The organism is Propioniciclava sp. LT432, assembly GCF_059515965.1.
Map to the genome: position 1 here is coordinate 1 of NZ_JCAKNE010000048.1, position 16,038 is coordinate 16,038.

The 16,038-nt window shown below is 65.6% G+C and carries 13 protein-coding genes; 4 read left to right on the top strand and 9 right to left on the bottom strand.

Annotation, left to right across the window (positions count from 1 at the left end; genetic code table 11):
- Window positions 1–270 precede the first annotated feature (270 nt).
- From AC5YDV_RS18670 to AC5YDV_RS18705, 8 genes are all read right to left on the bottom strand, one after another.
- Complete coding sequence (locus AC5YDV_RS18670; RefSeq protein ID WP_496185062.1) at window positions 271–2,316, bottom strand: ORC-CDC6 family AAA ATPase; 2,046 nt, start codon at window positions 2,314–2,316, stop codon at window positions 271–273.
- 134 nt (window positions 2,317–2,450) lie between these two features.
- Complete coding sequence (locus AC5YDV_RS18675) at window positions 2,451–3,638, bottom strand: hypothetical protein (protein ID WP_496185063.1); 1,188 nt, start codon at window positions 3,636–3,638, stop codon at window positions 2,451–2,453.
- Between the two features lie 328 nt (window positions 3,639–3,966).
- The gene (locus AC5YDV_RS18680) at window positions 3,967–5,385 is read right to left on the bottom strand and encodes a hypothetical protein (RefSeq protein ID WP_496185064.1); all 1,419 of its coding nucleotides are present in this window, start codon (window positions 5,383–5,385) and stop codon (window positions 3,967–3,969) included.
- Window positions 5,386–5,395: 10 nt separating this feature from the next.
- Complete coding sequence (locus tag AC5YDV_RS18685) at window positions 5,396–6,214, bottom strand: hypothetical protein (RefSeq protein ID WP_496185065.1); 819 nt, start codon at window positions 6,212–6,214, stop codon at window positions 5,396–5,398.
- On the bottom strand, window positions 6,214–6,498 hold the full coding sequence (locus tag AC5YDV_RS18690; RefSeq protein WP_496185066.1) for a hypothetical protein: 285 nt from the start codon (window positions 6,496–6,498) through the stop codon (window positions 6,214–6,216). Before AC5YDV_RS18690 ends, AC5YDV_RS18685 begins: the two co-directional genes overlap by 1 nt.
- On the bottom strand, window positions 6,495–7,250 hold the full coding sequence (locus AC5YDV_RS18695; protein ID WP_496185067.1) for a hypothetical protein: 756 nt from the start codon (window positions 7,248–7,250) through the stop codon (window positions 6,495–6,497). Before AC5YDV_RS18695 ends, AC5YDV_RS18690 begins: the two co-directional genes overlap by 4 nt.
- Complete coding sequence (locus AC5YDV_RS18700; protein WP_496185068.1) at window positions 7,247–7,444, bottom strand: hypothetical protein; 198 nt, start codon at window positions 7,442–7,444, stop codon at window positions 7,247–7,249. The genes AC5YDV_RS18695 and AC5YDV_RS18700 overlap by 4 nt, the downstream gene beginning before the upstream one ends.
- A 53-nt stretch (window positions 7,445–7,497) precedes the next feature.
- Window positions 7,498–8,289, bottom strand: coding sequence for a hypothetical protein (locus AC5YDV_RS18705; RefSeq protein WP_496185069.1), 792 nt, complete (start codon window positions 8,287–8,289; stop codon window positions 7,498–7,500).
- 275 nt (window positions 8,290–8,564) lie between these two features.
- Here AC5YDV_RS18705 and AC5YDV_RS18710 point away from each other — a divergent pair, with 275 nt between their 5' ends.
- From AC5YDV_RS18710 to AC5YDV_RS18720, 3 genes are all read left to right on the top strand, one after another.
- Window positions 8,565–9,968 carry a hypothetical protein gene (locus AC5YDV_RS18710; RefSeq protein ID WP_496185070.1) on the top strand — a complete coding sequence of 468 codons (1,404 nt, stop codon included), beginning with the start codon at window positions 8,565–8,567 and terminating at the stop codon, window positions 9,966–9,968.
- 193 nt (window positions 9,969–10,161) lie between these two features.
- Window positions 10,162–11,295: a DUF8611 domain-containing protein gene (locus tag AC5YDV_RS18715; protein ID WP_496185071.1), complete on the top strand. Its 1,134-nt coding sequence runs from the start codon at window positions 10,162–10,164 to the stop codon at window positions 11,293–11,295.
- A gap of 729 nt (window positions 11,296–12,024) precedes the next feature.
- Window positions 12,025–12,768, top strand: coding sequence for a DUF5131 family protein (locus AC5YDV_RS18720; protein ID WP_496185072.1), 744 nt, complete (start codon window positions 12,025–12,027; stop codon window positions 12,766–12,768).
- Here the strand turns inward: AC5YDV_RS18720 and AC5YDV_RS18725 are convergent.
- Window positions 12,744–13,877 (bottom strand): three-Cys-motif partner protein TcmP, encoded by a 1,134-nt coding sequence (locus tag AC5YDV_RS18725; protein ID WP_496185073.1) that lies wholly within the window; start codon window positions 13,875–13,877, stop codon window positions 12,744–12,746. The two genes, AC5YDV_RS18720 and AC5YDV_RS18725, sit on opposite strands and share 25 nt — an antisense overlap.
- A gap of 638 nt (window positions 13,878–14,515) precedes the next feature.
- Between AC5YDV_RS18725 and AC5YDV_RS18730 the strand changes: the two genes are divergently transcribed.
- The gene (locus AC5YDV_RS18730) at window positions 14,516–15,886 is read left to right on the top strand and encodes an IS1380 family transposase (protein ID WP_496182203.1); all 1,371 of its coding nucleotides are present in this window, start codon (window positions 14,516–14,518) and stop codon (window positions 15,884–15,886) included.
- Window positions 15,887–16,038: the final 152 nt, after the last annotated feature.

Below are 16,038 nucleotides of genomic sequence, written 5' to 3' on the forward strand. Positions count from 1 at the left end.
GCTGCTGCACGTCCCGGCCCGGCTCGTCTACGGCGCCCGACGGCGACGACTGCGCCTACCCAAGACCTGGCCCTGGGTCGAGCACCTCGTGGCCGCGTTCGCCCGGATCGCCGCGATCCCACCACCAGCCTGACCCCACCAGCCAGCCACTACCCGAGGAAACCTGGAGAACCGCAGCCCGGCAGCGTCAGCCGGCCAACAGTCACGCCCTCACCTAGACCCGTGTTCAGATCGGGCTCCGACAGCCCAGCTGGCAGCTCTCAAGCCGCCTCATGAAAGAGGGAGGTTAGCGAAGCCATCGGCGAAGTGCTTCAAGCGACCCTTGCGGCGGCTGAGCTGGTAGAGCCGCCTGGAACAGAACTCCAGAAACGCCCCTGACTGGTGTCGGTCTGCCACTGGCACGTTCCTAATCCGGCCAGCCTTCTGAAGGATTAGTTCGTATATTGAGATGACGTCGCCGATGTCCCCGACACACACTGCCGCCAAGGCACTCATGCCGGTGTAGACATTCTTCCGATCAGGTGACGACTCAGTACTCGAGACGATTGCGCGGGAAATGCTTACCAAGGTCTTGTCACCCATAATGGCGCTGGGGGACCAGTTTGGGTGTGACGGCGTGAGATTCGCTCGCTGTTGAAGGACTTCGGCGATAAAGTCGCGACCGGCACGTCCCTGAGCGTCCCTGAGCTTGGTATAGATTGCCGATGCGAGATCGAAGGTGTCGTAGTCTCGACCGATTCTCGCAGTTTCGACAAGGCCCGGAGACTTGAGCACGAGTTCCAGGGTCTGCGCTTCAGTGGTGATCTTGAATGCACAGCTCTCACTCACAAACATCAGGCTGGACAGGAGACGCCGAATCGACTCCTCATTAAGATGACGGGTCGAAACGTCATCCAACAAGAAGAATACCTGAGAACCGGACCATAGGGGAGCACATGCAGTGATGGCCGCGGCCAGGTTGGGCATAGCCGTGGCGGGGTGAGCAGTTAACCTATATGTCGCATGGCCGCTCTCTAGCGACCTCAACATATCAAGGATCTTGCGTTCGAGCACGTGAGTGTTGTCACCCTCGTCCACCGTTGACCCACCGATGAGTGATGCCACCAGAGAGGCGATGGGTCGCGGAGAGACCGGGCTGATCGCATCCCGACCCGCCAACTCGCCGAGATGCCGCAACGCCTGCAGCGCCTCTCGCGCGTAGCAGAGGAATAGGCGTGTATTTGGCTCGTGCAGTGGCCCTTCGGGCTTCCCCAATCCATCGAGTAGCCGATTGCAGGAAACATACAGCCCGACGTATCCATCCGCTCGAAGCGCTTCCACAACTTCTGACGCCGTTCGGCCTGCGTCATCGCCAGCTAGGCTTGCGCGGGCATGAAACTGAAGCGCGCGTAGGAGCATTGTCTTCCCGCACCCGCGCATGCCGGTTATGACTAGCGGGCCCGATGACTCAATACGACGTTGCCAGTCTCCCCCTGGGTCCACAAGCAGCCTTGGCACAAACCACGGCCTCATCGTCTGCGCGTTGAAGGAATCCCCGAAGCGAGTGAGCCCCTCCGCGGGCTTCTTCCAAGGCGATGCAGCGGCGACAAAAGCCGACCTAATGCTTGCGATCAGGTCGGAGTAGTGAGGACTGCGTTGAGCTAAATTCTCGGGCCTTAGCAGACTCGCGATGTCATTGAGCGCCAGTGCGAGCCTAAACTCAAGATCGGGGGCGGTGATTGGGTCTGGCATGACTTGAAGGGCGAGGCTCATCAGGTGCGCTGTGACTTGGTGACTGTCTGCGATCTGCGCCTTTTCATCACTCCGGCTATTATCGAGAACAGACCCCAAATCTACCGCAACCGCTCGAATGAAGGGATCAATTGCGTCCCCACGCTCCAGCTCGGGCGGCAGGCTCTGGACGAGAACGTTTCCACTGTGCAGATCGTTGTGAAACACCTGCTTGTTCTCGAGCTCTTGGAGTAGGCGCAGAAGATCTACAGCAATCTGTGCGGTAGCAGTCGCAGATAGGGTGGTTTGCTCGAGCACCGTCCGCAGCGAGCGACCTTCGACGTAGTCAAGAACAGCGACGTGGCACGGCAAGGGCTCGGTCTCCCCGTCAAAGAGAACGTCTGCGTCGAATGCGTCCCGGATCATCACTAAGTGCTGGGTGCCCTCCGCGACAGCCAAGTGCTGTTGGCACTCCTTCAAGAAGTCCTTACCACGTAACTCATAAAGAGATCTGGGGATGATCTTCAGGCACACTTTCTGACCCAGAATGCCCTGCTTTGCCACGTAGGTAGCACTATAGTAGCCGCGATCGAGCGCTTCGAGCACCTGGAAATCCCGGGGTCCAGTGACCGGAAGGTGCTCCAGTGGATACCCCATGGAGCGCGTGCATTGCTCACAAATGTGGTCGAGGGATAGGTCGAAGTAGCCAAGCTTTGGATGCCAAAAGCAGGTTAGATTCGTCACAGGGAAACAACCTCCATGATTACGTTGGCTTTGGGCCCAGGCGAAGCGGTGGTGGCAAATAGTCCGGCTGTCATTTGCTTGGGCCAGCCAGAACTCGACCTCAACTCGATAACAGGTTCTCCACGGCGAACTCGCTGTCCTGGCTGGCACATCAGGCGAACCCCGGCTGGGTCGGCGAACTGACATTTGACGTCACCGGACTTGTCCGCTGCGATCAGCGCACCGATGGTTGCGCGGATGCGGTCCAAGTCGAATTGCACATACCCATCTTCATCCGCCGCAAGATTTATCCGCTCGTGAGCCGACGTCTCATTGACCCTGCGCAGGAGTTCTGCGATCGATGATCCTTGCGCCTCCAAGTGTGCAGTCAATATCTGCAGCGGTTGGGGTCCTGCCGATCGACCATCGGTAGTTCGCGAGCCCGCCTGATTGGCGACAACGTTCGCCATGAGCGAGCAGAGCTCGGCATGCTCGGCAAGCCAAGAGTCGTCGTCAAGGTCTTCTCCAACTACCTTCCACAGGGCCGTAAGTGCCTCACCGCGCCCGATGTAGGGCTGGAAAGGAACACGAGCGTCGGTCAGAATCACGGCGGCCTGGAGGCCCAGCACTTCCGCAACCTTGCAGTAGAGCAATGCGCTTCGTCGGCCCTCCTCCGCGGAGGCCCCGAAGTTGCCGTGGGGAGCGATCCGCGCCTCAAGCCCAGCTACCCCCACACCTGCAGCGAGCTTCTTGGCAAGGAGGCTCGCGACAGCCAGAGCCGGGATTGCCTGCGTACCTTGCTGTTGCCGAAATCGAAACAGCGCTGCATCGGCGGGCGCCCACGTCTCCCCCGCCAGGACTTGAACATACCCGGCTTCGGCGATCCCCTTGTTGACTTCATCTACGGACAAGGTGGTGCGATAACCGTGGAGTGTCCCAAGCACGTCTATTCCACCCGCAGGGCGTCCGGGAACTCCGATCTTGCGGACGACGAAGCCCGACCCGACCAAGTACAAGGGGCAGAGCAAAGTCGACAGGGAGCTCGGCCCCCCGGTGGAAGCGATGTCGGCGCACACGCTCTCGTTCCGGAGAACGGAGCCTGTGTGCGCCAACGCAACAGCCAAATGAGCGACTAGGTCCACGTTCTGCGGCTCGGTCAATACGCGGTGATACATCCGCAGGATCCGCTTGGGCACAGTTTCCACCCCGTCATCCTATTCGCCCGGTTCCTGCATCCGGCTCGGGACGTGGTCACACCGCGCCGATCCGGTGTCGACTCGTGGCGAGACCCACCAGGTCCCAGGTGCGGCCGGGGACCGCGGTGGCCACCTGCCGCGCGCTGGCCTCCACCAGTCGCTCGCCTCGCGCCGGCGGCCGCCCCTAGCGGTCGACTTTGAGGACTACAGAATCGCAACCACGTCGAACACGCGTAACCGCCGGGCTCGCCAGAGCTGGCCGCCCTCGACCCAAATTGCGCGACCTCGCGCACCATGCTGCCAAGGAGGCCGAATCTGCTTCACGGACCGCAGTGGGCTACAAGGCTGCCACCTCGGCCACTTCGGCGTTGGTGATGGCACCGCCACCCGTCGTGCCGCCACCGCCGCTTGGCGCGGACGGCGTCCTGGCGGACGGCATTGAGCCCCGGGCGCTTGGGTGCGGGGGCACGGCCTCCGGCGGCGGAGCCCCCCACCCGTCTCCGTCGAGGTGGTCGGGGAGGTCACCAGCATCAGAGTAGTCGCCCGGCGCAGCGTCAGCGGCGTCGTCGTAACCCACCTGACCGCTGCCGGCCCGGACGCCGCGGCTTGAGTAGTCGGGCGGGAAGTTGTTGTGGCCGACGCCCATCTGGTTGGTCTGATCAGCACCCATCGCGGCGGCGGTCCCGCCCACGGCGGCCATGACGCCGATGCCGGTCGAGAACGCCTGACCGACTGGGCCCATGCCCGCCGCGAACCGACCGATCGTGGTCGCCGCGGCTCCATCCTCGCCCGCGGTGCGTCCGGCCTCGTCGGTCGTAGTGGCAGCGCTGCTGCCGGTCTGGCGTCCAGCAAGGACCCCACCGATCCCGCCAGCCGCTGCAAGCCCTGCGCGCAGGGCGGACCCGGACGTGCTGCCGGGGTCGGTGAACGCGAACAGCTTGTAGAGCGCCAGGGGGGAGAACGATGAGACGCAGATGAGCACGACCCCGACGAAAGCCGTCCCGATCGACTTGAGAACGTCGTCCTCACCGCCGACCGCCACCTCGGTGGTGATCCTCACACCGATACCGAGCGCCAGCACCATCAGGGGCGGAGTGAGTGCAGCGGCGTGGAACCAGCGGAACGACTTCCAGAACCAGCCGCGTCCGAAGTCGGTGACCAGCCCGGCCGCTGCGATCGGTGTGACCGCAGCAAGTACAAGCAGGGAGGCGGCGCGGGCCAACATCACAAGGGTGTGTCCGATCGCGGCGAGCCACAGGAGCATCCCCATGATGCCGAGGATGACTGCAACGGTGCCGTTGGTGATGTCGCTGGCGGTGAACGGTTCCCAGGGTTCCCATTCGCTCCAGCGGGTGACGTTGAGCAGTGACTGCATGAGGGCCTTGGTCAGGCCGCTGCAGGCCGCGACCAGGGTTACCCCGTAGCCCACCCACGCGAACCACACGAAGCCGAACTGGGCAGCGCCGACGAGGAGCCGGCCGATGCTGTGCCCGTCCCGCTTCCCGAGGGCGACGCCGACCTGGACGAGCATGAGGATCCCGACCAGCGCGAGGGCGATCCAGAAGGTGGTCGCGTATAGCTCGCCGACCGGTCCGTCTTCGCCGAGGCTGGGGGTGAGAATCGCGTCTTCAAGTTCGAGGACCGCCCTGAGTACCCACAGGCCGGCGTTCCACAGGGCCAGCATGGCCGCGGTGAGGCTATCGGTCACCACGTTGGCGATGGCCGAGCCGAGCAGCCCGAACGGATCGATGGGCATGGTTGCTCCTTCAGTTGGAGGCGACCGGCCGCCAGCCGGCCTCGACGGAGGCGTCCGAACCGGGCCAGGTCGACGGGGCCGGGGCGGGTGGGGCGCCGGGGCCGATCAGCCAGCGGTCGCCGGTCCACTGCAGGCGCTCGCAGGTGCCGTAGCCCATGCGGGCCTCTGCCCTGAGGGCGGCGCGCACGTCGAGCAGCACGCACGCAACCACCCAGTCAGGGCCGTCGGTCCCCTTGATCTGGATGGCCGCGGGGGTGACGCTGACCAGGGTGCCGGGGTCCAACTGGTTCGACGACTGCCGGGCGTGGGTCAGGAACGACTGCACGTTGCGGGTCTGGGACCAGGCCGCGGCGCCGACACCGCCGGGCATCGCCCAGTCGCGGTAGACCTCGGTGACCAACGGGAGCGACATCGCCGACAGCACGCGTACCTCGATGGCCGCCAGTTGGGCGGCCGCACCCTCGGGTGTGCGCGGGTAGCCGGACGACACACCGCTGGCGCCGACGGTCGTGGCGGCGGGCAGCCGGATCGCGGGAGGCAGGGTGATCGCCACCCCCGGCGTAAGGCCGGCGTCCTCGGCCACGGTCGCCATCGGCGCTGCCGCGATGACGTCTCGCCGCTGGGCAGGGTCGGCGTCCGGGCGAGCGTTGCTTTGGACGCTGTCGGGCGCGGTTCCCGCCGAGAAGCTGGAGACCAGGGTGTAGCCCAGCCCGTACAGCAGGACGCCGCCCACGAGCAGCAGCCCCGCGAGGAGTCCCAGCAGCTGAGTGCGCGAGAGTGGGACGACCTCGGCTGAGGTCGCCGGGCGGGGTGGGCGACGGCGGAACATCAGCCGACGCAGCCGTCGCCGAGGATGCCATTGAGCATCCCGTAGCCACCCATCAGCACCACGGCCAGCACCAGGACGCCGGCCAGGCCGATGATGCCGCCCTTCGAGAGATGCGGGGAGTGCGTGGCACGTCCGACGAGGATCGCCCCGACGGACACCAGCGCCGCGATGCCGAACAGCCACAGCACCGACCACAGGACCATGCCCGAGATCTGGTCGGTGTAGGCGGCGACGCCAGTGGGAGCCACCGGGCAGATCTCCAGCGGGAGGAGCAACGGGTTCATGTCGGTTCCTTTCGGAGGAGGGCGAGGACGTTCTCCGCTGCCTTGAGGAGCGGGGCGGGTAGCGGGTCGGGAGTCAGGCCGGTGACCTGGAGGTGAGAGTCCAGGGGGAAGTCGGTCAGGTGCACGCGCACGGGTACCCCGGCTGCGGCGACCTTGACCGGACGCGGCCACCGCTTGATCGTGGGCCCCACGACCACCCCGAACGCGTCGCGGCCCAAGAGCTCGGCGCACGACTCCAGGCGGCGGACCCCGGGCACCGTGGCATTCGAGACGAGGACGATGTCGTCGAGGGTGCGCAGCACTGAACCCAGCCACCCTGTGCCCCGGCCTGACACGGTCGTCCAGTTGGTGTCCACGAACGTCCACTCGACGGACGACTCGGTCGGAGCTGGCACTGTCGCGTCGTCGGTGACGGGGCGCTCCAGCAGGACGTCGCCACGACTGCCGCGGCGCCAAGGGCCCTCGGTCCCAAGTTCGGCTGTGGCCGCGGCCGAGAAGCCGGACGTCAACGGGGGGCAGCACTCCACGACCCGCGCCGGCACCCCGGCTGCGGTGGCCAACGCGAGCGCCACCGTGGACGCCCCCACTCCGCCGCCGCAGCCCACGACGGCGACCACCCGCTCACCCGGCGCTGGCGTCCAGACTGTCGCAGCTCCGGGGGCCGCGGGTGTATAGCGGGGTCCGTGGGCGAACTCGCCCGCCTCGATCGCGCGCCAGGCCTCTCGCAGTTCGGCAACGCTGTGCGCGGTCACGACGGGTCACCGCCCCGAGGCCGCCGATCCATCAGTCCGGACAAGAGCATGGCCGGGGGCACCTTGGCCAGCTCGCGTCTGGCCTTCTGCACGTCGCGGAGCCTGCGCAGGCAGCCGTCCAGGTCGTCGAGAGTCTCCGGCTCCATGGCCGCGATCTTCAACAGGGCGGCCACGTCGGCCGGGGTGCTGGTCATCTCGGCATCACCTCCGCCATCCCTAACGGGCCGCGCCCGTCATCGGTGGACAGTCAGCCAACGGCGTTCAGGTAATCGCCGGCGGCTCCGCTGAGGGCCGCCACGCAGCGAGCGGTGCGACGCCGCACGGTCCGGGCGCACACGCCCCACTCCTGGGCCACGACGGCGCTGAGCTGTCGGCTCGACAGGCCGGCAACTCCGCCCTCGCGGGCATGGCCATCGGCCTGGAGACTCTTCGCGGCCTCGATCAGGCTGACCAGCAACTCGCGGTCCTCGTCGGTGATGACGTCCTCGGCACACGCCCAGGCGAGCAACTCGGCCAACTCGGCTGCCGGGTCCTCGTCCTCCACGAGCCGATTGTCGGCCGGGTCAACGGGGCCCAGCGAGACCATCGACAGCCGGTGCGGCATGTGGTGCGTGGGCGCCCCGCAATCCAATAGCACCCCCTCACGCAGCTGACCGGCGACCTTCGCCGCCACCCAGTGCGGACGCCGCCAAGGCAGGCCGCGGACCTCCACCCACAACTGCGCGGCCAGCACCTCGTCCACCCGATCATCAGCCAGTCCCAACCGACGGCGGACGCGCAGGGCGGTCGGGAGGAGGAGCCACGCGAGCACCAGGGCTGCCTCTCGGTCATCGGCGCCATCGAACGCCGCCAGCCGGGCGAGGCCGAGGAGGACGTCGTTGGCGACCGCAGGATCGGCCGATCGCCGCCAGGCGTCCAGCCCGGCGGGGTCGTCGACGACCCCCAGCCGGGGCTCGAAGGCGACCCATCCCGCCCAGTGATCCTTGACGACGGACTCCATCCGCTCGTCCTGCAAACCCAACATCTCGGTGATGTTCATGGCCGTGGTCCTTCCGCGTGGGTATGCGGGAAGATCACCAATCGGACGTTGTTCCTTTCGTAGTCCACAGGGCTTCGCGGCATCGAACCGCGACCCACGACGCGGCCAACACCGACCAAAGCGCCTAGTCGACCCCGTGTTGCCCCGCGTAGCCCCTGACACGCCCGGCCTGAGGCTGGAGATGCGCTAGCGCGTGAGAAGTCGGCCTGGCCCTTTACGGAAGCAACCACGCGGCCACACCTGCCACGTGCGGAAAGGTTCGCGATAATCAGTGGGTGAAGAACGTGATCGGGCCCGGCGGCGTGCGGTATCCGGTCACGCCAGACATCGAGCGGTTCCTGCGCTCGATGGACCGTGATGCGCTGCAGTCGCTGGTACTCGAGATGGCGGGGTACAGCCCCGAGGCCATGCGATCGCTGCAGTTGCGCGCCACACCCGAGGACGAACCGACCGCCTCCGAACTCCTGGTGACCGTGGACGGTGCGCTGGCCGGAGTCGACCTCGACTACCACGACCCCTTCTACGAAGACGTCGACGACGGCGTCCAAGCGGTCGAGGAGGTCGTCAACGAACTGGAGCGGCACCTCGACGACGGCGCCCACCCCGTGGTGCGCCGAGTACTCCAGCACCTTCTCACCCGGCTCGGCGACCTGGCACGGGACGCCGACAACGCCGATGCCCTGCTTGAGGTGGCCGAACGGGTGTCGGCGCTGTTCGGGCGCGCGGTCGCAGGCCACCCAGACCCGGTCAGCCTGGCCCGCTGGGTGGTCGCCTTCCAGGTCGAGTACGGCGGCTGGCCGTCACTCACGTTGGACGCCGTGGCCCACGCGTTCGACGAGCCCGCCTGGGACGCCTATCGCGCGGGTGTCGCGGCGCTGGATGGCGGTGGACCGGGAGCCGACCCCTACCGCAGCGAGGTCGACCGCATGCTGCTGGAACTGGCCGACCACGACGGCGACGTCGAAGAGGCCGTCGCCCTGTTGTCCGGAAGTGACCGCCCGTACTACCGGGAAATCATCGGCCGGCTACGTGACGGCGGACGTCCGGCTGACGTCCTCGTCTGGCTGGACCGAGCCGTCTCCCAGGGCTGCGTGGACGTCGCTTGGCGGGCGGGTCCCACCATCGTGCCCGTTGAGGACGCCGTCGACGTCTATCTGGACGGTGGGCGTCCGGACGCCGCCCTCGCGATCGCGCGGACACTGTTCGACCGCGACCTCAGCGTTGACGCCTTCCGGTTGCTGATATACGTGGCGGAACGATGCGGATCTCAGGACGAACAACGCACGTGGGCGTTCGAGCAGGCCACGCAGCGGGCACGCAGCAGCGGCGGCGCCCACCTTGTCAGGCTCCACCTCGCCGACGGGAACGTCACGCAGGCATGGGGGGCGGCGGACGCCTTCGGCGCCGGCCACGCATGGCGCGAACTCGTGGACGCCTCCGAAGACGGCTTCCCACTCCGGGCAGCCCGCCTGTGCCTGGCTCAAGTGCTGGAGTCCCTCACCACACCCGACTCCAAGCGGTACCCGGCCATCGTCGATCTCCTCGTCAAGGCACGCGCCCTCTACGACAAGGCAGGCCACCGAGCTGAGGCGGACTCCGAGAGCATCCGCTTGCGCGAGGTCTATCGCCGCCGCCCCGCCCTGATGTCGGCCATGGACAGGGCCGGACTTCCCGCCTAACCCCACCCTGACGGCCGGTTGCGCACGAGGGTTCAGCCGCCAGGCTGCCCCGCGCTGCCGCGCACCGCGCAGCAGCGCGAGCGCCGCGGAGAGCCAGCCCGGAAGAAGACGTCGCCGATCGTGACCAACGTCGGGCCCGAACAGTGCGCTGGCGGACGGCCAGTCTGTGAGCCGCCGAGGATAGCCTGCTGCCATGCCTCGAGAGTCCTACAACGTCCGGGTGCTGCGCGCCAAGGCCCTGTCCTCTTTCCGTAGAGGCGTCGCCGCGTTCAACGGTGTGGAAAGCGATGGCAGGGTCACTGTCATCTTGCTGAGCTTCCAGCACGCCTTTGAAATGCTGCTCAAAGCCATTCTCGACGCTAAGAAGGTGTCCGTCTTCGACAAGAAGAGCCAGCGATCCATCTCACTCGAAAGCGCGATACGGCTTTGCCAGCAACTGGACGGCGTGAAGCTGAGCGATGAGGAGGCAGGGACAATCCGAGTGTTGGACTCGCTTCGCGATGCTGAGCAGCATTGGCATATCGTGGTAGACGAGGGCCTCCTATACTTGGACGTGCGAGCCGGCGTAACACTGTTCGACGCACTGCTCACGAGGGCCTTTGGGGAGCGATTAGCCGACCATCTTCCAATCCGGGTTCTGCCTATCAGCGCTGAGCCACCTCGGAGCCTCGACCTTCTTGTTGATCGCGAGTTCCAGCGTATTGCTGACCTGCTGAAGCCCGGCCGGCGGGCTTCAGCAGAGGCTATGGCGCGGATTAGATCACTCCTTGCCACAGAATCATTCACCGACCCGGACGCCGCGGAGGTGAGCGAAGCGGACGTTCGCCGAGTCGCCAAGGGAATTCGTGATGGCAAGTCGAGGTCTCTGGTTTTCCCCAAGCTGTCGGGTCTTTCCTCAGACATTCAGGGTTCAGGCCTCACCGTGGAGGTGCGCATGGTAAAGTCGGGTGGACTTCCCGTCACCTACACCAATGACGCGAGCGCCGACGTGTCGGCCATCAGGACCGTGGATCTCGAGAAGAAGTTCTACATGGGTCCCCACGACTTGGCAGACAGGTGCAGCGTCTCGAGGAACAAAGCGACGGCCTTGAGGAGGCATTTGGGTCTTGACGCTAACGACGATCACTTCTCACACCGATTCGTGTTGGGCAAGACCAAATTGCTGCGCTATTCGGACAATGCGTTGCGAGCGATGAGGACCGCCCTCGAGACGGTGGACATAGAAAGGGTTTGGAAGGCTCACCGGACCGTGCCCGGCAATGCAAGTGACCTGACCCGCCCCCCTTGCGACCAGCCGGGGTGCGTTCTCGTTCTCGGGGCGGGTTGACCAGCAAGATCCACCAACTCGTCGACGGCCGGGGCCCACCGATGGTCGTGGTTGCCTCGACCGGCAAGTCCGATGACCCGGGGATGCTGCCGGTCCTGCACGGCCATGTGTCGGCGCCCCGGATCGGGCAGGGTCGGCCCCGGACGACACCGGACCGGGTACGGGCGACAAGGCCCACTCCTCCCGTCGAGCATCGCTCGCTGCTCCGGTCCCGGGGATCACCGCCACCATCCCTGAGCCGGCTGACCAGATCGCGAACCGGAAACGCCCAGCCCCGATCCCCGCTGGGATCAGTAGCTCCATGTGCCACTTGTGATGTCGGTGAGCCCCACCAACATCACGCCATGCTCCTGGCATGGCGATCGAGTTGAGCGCCTCCACGATGCGCCGTAAGCCATCGTTCAGGACATCGACGCCAAGTACCAGGTCGAAATGAGCAGTGGCCAGGCTGGCTGAAGCCCCTGCAGGCGCATTCGATGTCTTCCATAAGCGTGACGTCCCTGCTGACGTCGGCGTGGGCAAACGCCCCAGGGTCGGCCGCAAGACGCCCGTGAGACGAACTGCTTGCTGATGCTCGCCACGGGGAGGCTCACCCTATGATGGCCCCGCCCTCCCCCAGCCCCTGCTCGTCAGGGTTGACCGCGGGCCAGTTGGCAGCTTGGAACGCGAGGCGAGGACACGCGATGCGGAAAGAAACAGAACATACGTTCGAGCCGCTAGACTGCCACCATGGCCGATAAGAGCGCAATCGAGTGGACAGAGGCCACCTGGAACCCTACGACAGGCTGCGACCGCGTTTCGGCTGGCTGCGACCACTGTTACGCGCTCACGCTCGCGAAACGCCTCAAGGCGATGGGAAACCCGAAGTACCAAAACGACGGGGATCCCCGCACGAGCGGGCCGGGCTTCGGGGTGACGGTTCACCCTGACGCCCTGGCGATCCCGTACACCTGGAAGCGTCCGCGGGTGGTGTTCGTGAACTCGATGAGCGACCTGTTCCACGCGCGAGTGCCCATGGACTTCATCCGGGAGGTGTTCGACGTGATGGCTGAAACTCCCCATCACACCTACCAGGTGCTGACTAAGCGGGCCCACCGACTCACGAGGATTGCCGAGAAACTTGAATGGCCGACGAACGTGTGGATGGGGGTTAGCGTCGAGTCACCGGATCACTACGACAGGATCCATGATCTCGCCAAGGTCCCCGCGGCGGTTCGCTTCCTATCCTGCGAACCGCTGCTGGCAGAGCTCCCGGATCTTCCCTTGGAAGGCATCGATTGGGTGATCGCCGGCGGCGAGAGCGGTTTTCAGGCAAGACCCGTGGAGCCCGAGTGGATTCGGGACATCCGCGATCAGTGCGTCAGGGCTCGAACCCCATTCTTCTTCAAGCAATGGGGCGGAACCACGTCCAAGAGCGGAGGGCGCGAACTCGACGGTCGGACATGGAATCAGATGCCCGGGCTAGCCGGTTGAGACACTACTAATTCCAGAACGGTTGTCTTCGTGAGCCTTCCCGTTGCGGGCGTCCGTGCGATGCGGCCTTCATCATGCATGTAGCGAACCCCATCAGCAGCATGTTTAGGCAACCATCTCGCGGTCTCACGTAACAGAAAGTCCCTGATGACCTCCAGGGTCTTCGGTCCACTCCGAAGACTGTCCGCGATGAACGCGAGGAGCTCGGGATCCGGCGCATCGACGTCTTCGAAGAGCGTCGGCCGAATTGCGGCCATGGCCGCCTCTCGCGCAACAGTCGTCCGCGGGTCGCAGAACCGCATCCCGTCTGAACTGTCCACCTTCCACATGGCGTCCTTGAACGCACTTACTGCGCGCTCATGGCCCGTGCCGAAGACTAGGTTGAGCGGTTGCCCGGTCTTCGGGAGAACCTGAAACGGGATGCAGAACTTGAACCCGGCACGGAGAACCGCATCCCGGTACGTCTCTAGCCAAGATCGCCAGCGCTCCTGCGGATCCAAGGACTTGTCGCTTGGAGACCAGTACTGCGGACCGCCGAAGACCTGGTCGAGGGAGTGGGGCTCCTCCTTTTCCCGACGGCTGAACCAGTTCGGCCCGAACGTGACAATGACCTCGCTCGCCGGGTTGGAAGAGATGGTCTCCAAGTGGTGCAAGGGAACACCGACGTTCCCCCAGCTGTCGAATATGGCCAAGATAGGAGAGCCCCACGCACCGACCTGATTCAAGAGCGGCAGGGTGTCAACTTCGGCGCGGCCGTGCTTGACGACTACGTTTACGGGGAGCTCATCAAGCGGACCGAAACGGCGGACCAGCAGTTCGGAGAGGTGTCGGTGCCGCGCTGCGTTTCCCTCGATGAAGATCAGAGTGACCCGGTCACGGGACAGGTTCATTCGAGCGCGGGCGTCGTGGGTAAGCAGACGATCGAGAGCAAAAACCGGCGACCCCTCCTCGCCCTTCTCGTACTCACCCGGGCCAGCGAACGCATCGACGTACGTTACCCGTTCGACCCACGACTGCTGGAGGAAGATGGGAAACCAAGCATCCAAGTAGCGCTTGTAAAGGCGGTGCTTCGCCTCCGTTGCTGGCTCCTGCTGCCAGAGGACATCCATGGTCATACTCCCGGATACTCGCCGTGGGGTTCCTAGCCTAACCGTTGGGTAGGAGCAGACCCGCGGAGAAATCACCGCGTGGTGTTTAGTCAACCCGATTAACCATCGTGATCTGGAGCGGCCGGCTACGAACTCGCGCCGACGAGCCCCCACGCCTGGTCTCAACGACAACCGGCGAGCGCAGTTGTTCCCAAATCAGGAGCCTGAGGAGGATGCCGGCATGATCGCCCTCCCTCCCAACGACACCAGCGCAACTGGCCGGCTCCGGGTCGCCGCCGACTTGATCGGCATCCGGCGAGGAGATGGAGGAGTGCCATCCACGTGGACGCGGTCTGAGCTGAGTGGTGATGTACCAGACCCACGTCGTCGCCAGGTGGGCTTGATGAAGGACACGGTGCCTGGACGCGACCACGTCAAGCACGCCGCTCAACAGGTGTGGGCGAAGACCTGTTCTGGACGTAGGCGTCCGCCCACGGGCAGGTCCACGGAAGGTCCCCGACCAGGCAGCCGGGGTTGGCTGACTAAACCTGAATCCACCATCTCTGTGAGGGCGGGGTAAACGAGGAAATGCCCTCTGGTAAGGGAGAATGGGACTTGTCTAAGGTTCCGTGGCTCCCGCCAAGAAGGGCACTTCCGAGATGCAACTGTCTTACACTGTTGGTCGGATGTCGGCATCGTTCGATGAGCCGAACTTGGTCGGGTCCGCTGGACTGGTGCCCGCGATCGCGCTTGCGGACCAGCTCGGCCTGGCGGGGCTGGCTGACAGGTTGTTGACGGTGCCCGGCGCGAAGGGTTGCGCCGGGTTGAAGCTGACCTCGGTGTTGGCCGGGATGATGGCCGGCGCGGACAGCATCGACGACTTGGACGTGCTGCGTCACGGGGCGATGGGCAAGCTGTTCGGTGGGGTGCGGGCTCCCTCGACGCTGGGCACGTTTCTGCGGTCGATCCGGTTCGGGCACGTCCGCCAACTCGACGCGGTCGCCGCCCGCACCTTGTGCCGACTGGCTGACCGGGTGCCGGGCCTGCTACCCGACAGTCAGATCGTGTGGCTGGATGTCGATGACACGATCAAACCGGTGTACGGCCGCTCCAAGCAGGGCGCCGAGCACGGTTACACCCGGGTGCGCGGGTTGAACGCCCAACTGGCGACCGTGTCCGGGGTGGAGGTTGCACCGGTGATCGTGGCCGCTCGGCTGCGTCGGGGCGCAGCAGCGTCGGCGCACGGCGCGGTGCGGCTGGTCCGTGACGCGATCGCCACCCTGCGTCGAGCGGGGGTCACAGGGCAGGTGCTGGTCCGGGCGGATTCGGCCTACTACCAGCAGTCTGTGGTCGCGGCGATCGTGAAGGCCGGCTGCCAATTCTCGATCGGTGCCCGGCTCAACAAGGGGGTCCGTGCCGCGATCGCGACCATCGACGATCAGGCGTGGACCCCGATCGTGTACCCGAACGCGATCACCGACCCCGATACTGGGGAGTTGATCTCCTCGGCCGAGGTCGCCGAAGTCGGCTACACGGCGTTCACCTCGTATGGGGCCACCGGGCAGGTCACCGCCCGGTTGATCGTGCGCAGGGTCCCCGAACGCAACACCAAGAAGCTGGCCGCGGCTGCCCAGGATGGCTTGTTCGAGGTGTGGCGTTACCACGCGGTGTTCACCAACCAGAGCTCCCCTCTGGTGGAGGCGGAGAAGACACACCGGGGGCACGCGGTCATCGAGCAGGTGTTCGCCGATCTGAAAGCCGGCCCGTTGGCCCATCTGCCGTCGAAATCGTTCAACGCCAACGCCGCCTGGCTCGCCATCGCCACGATCGCGTTCAACCTCACCCGCGCCCTCGGCGTCACCGCCGGCGGCCGGTACGCCCGGGCCGAGACCGCGACCATCCGCGCCCACCTGATCCACACCCCGGCCCGGGTAGCCACCTCGGCACGACGAATACGGCTGCACCTGCCCACCCGCTGGCCCTGGGCCAGCGGGTGGCAGCGGCTCTGGACCGCTGTCATGACCACCTGAACCCGGTAGCCCCCGACCGTCACGACCAAGGAACCCCAGTGGAAAGCCCGGACAGACCGGGCGATCACCCCTGCCCGAAAGCCACCGCACGGTCGCCCGAACACCACATCTACAAGCACAAACACCCTCAGACGTCAATCGGTGGATTCAGG

What these genes read in the sequence shown, in the direction of transcription:
- AC5YDV_RS18680 (WP_496185064.1), bottom strand. Translation starts at nt 5,385, where the DNA reads ATGCCCATCGATCCGTTCGGGCTGCTCGGCTCGGCCATCGCCAACGTG.
- AC5YDV_RS18685 (WP_496185065.1), bottom strand. Translation starts at nt 6,214, where the DNA reads ATGTTCCGCCGTCGCCCACCCCGCCCGGCGACCTCAGCCGAGGTCGTC.
- AC5YDV_RS18690 (WP_496185066.1), bottom strand. Translation starts at nt 6,498, where the DNA reads ATGAACCCGTTGCTCCTCCCGCTGGAGATCTGCCCGGTGGCTCCCACT.
- AC5YDV_RS18700 (WP_496185068.1), bottom strand. Translation starts at nt 7,444, where the DNA reads ATGACCAGCACCCCGGCCGACGTGGCCGCCCTGTTGAAGATCGCGGCC.
- AC5YDV_RS18705 (WP_496185069.1), bottom strand. Translation starts at nt 8,289, where the DNA reads ATGAACATCACCGAGATGTTGGGTTTGCAGGACGAGCGGATGGAGTCC.
- AC5YDV_RS18715 (WP_496185071.1), top strand. Translation starts at nt 10,162, where the DNA reads ATGCCTCGAGAGTCCTACAACGTCCGGGTGCTGCGCGCCAAGGCCCTG.
- AC5YDV_RS18720 (WP_496185072.1), top strand. Translation starts at nt 12,025, where the DNA reads ATGGCCGATAAGAGCGCAATCGAGTGGACAGAGGCCACCTGGAACCCT.
- AC5YDV_RS18725 (WP_496185073.1), bottom strand. Translation starts at nt 13,877, where the DNA reads ATGGATGTCCTCTGGCAGCAGGAGCCAGCAACGGAGGCGAAGCACCGC.
- AC5YDV_RS18730 (WP_496182203.1), top strand. Translation starts at nt 14,516, where the DNA reads ATGCAACTGTCTTACACTGTTGGTCGGATGTCGGCATCGTTCGATGAG.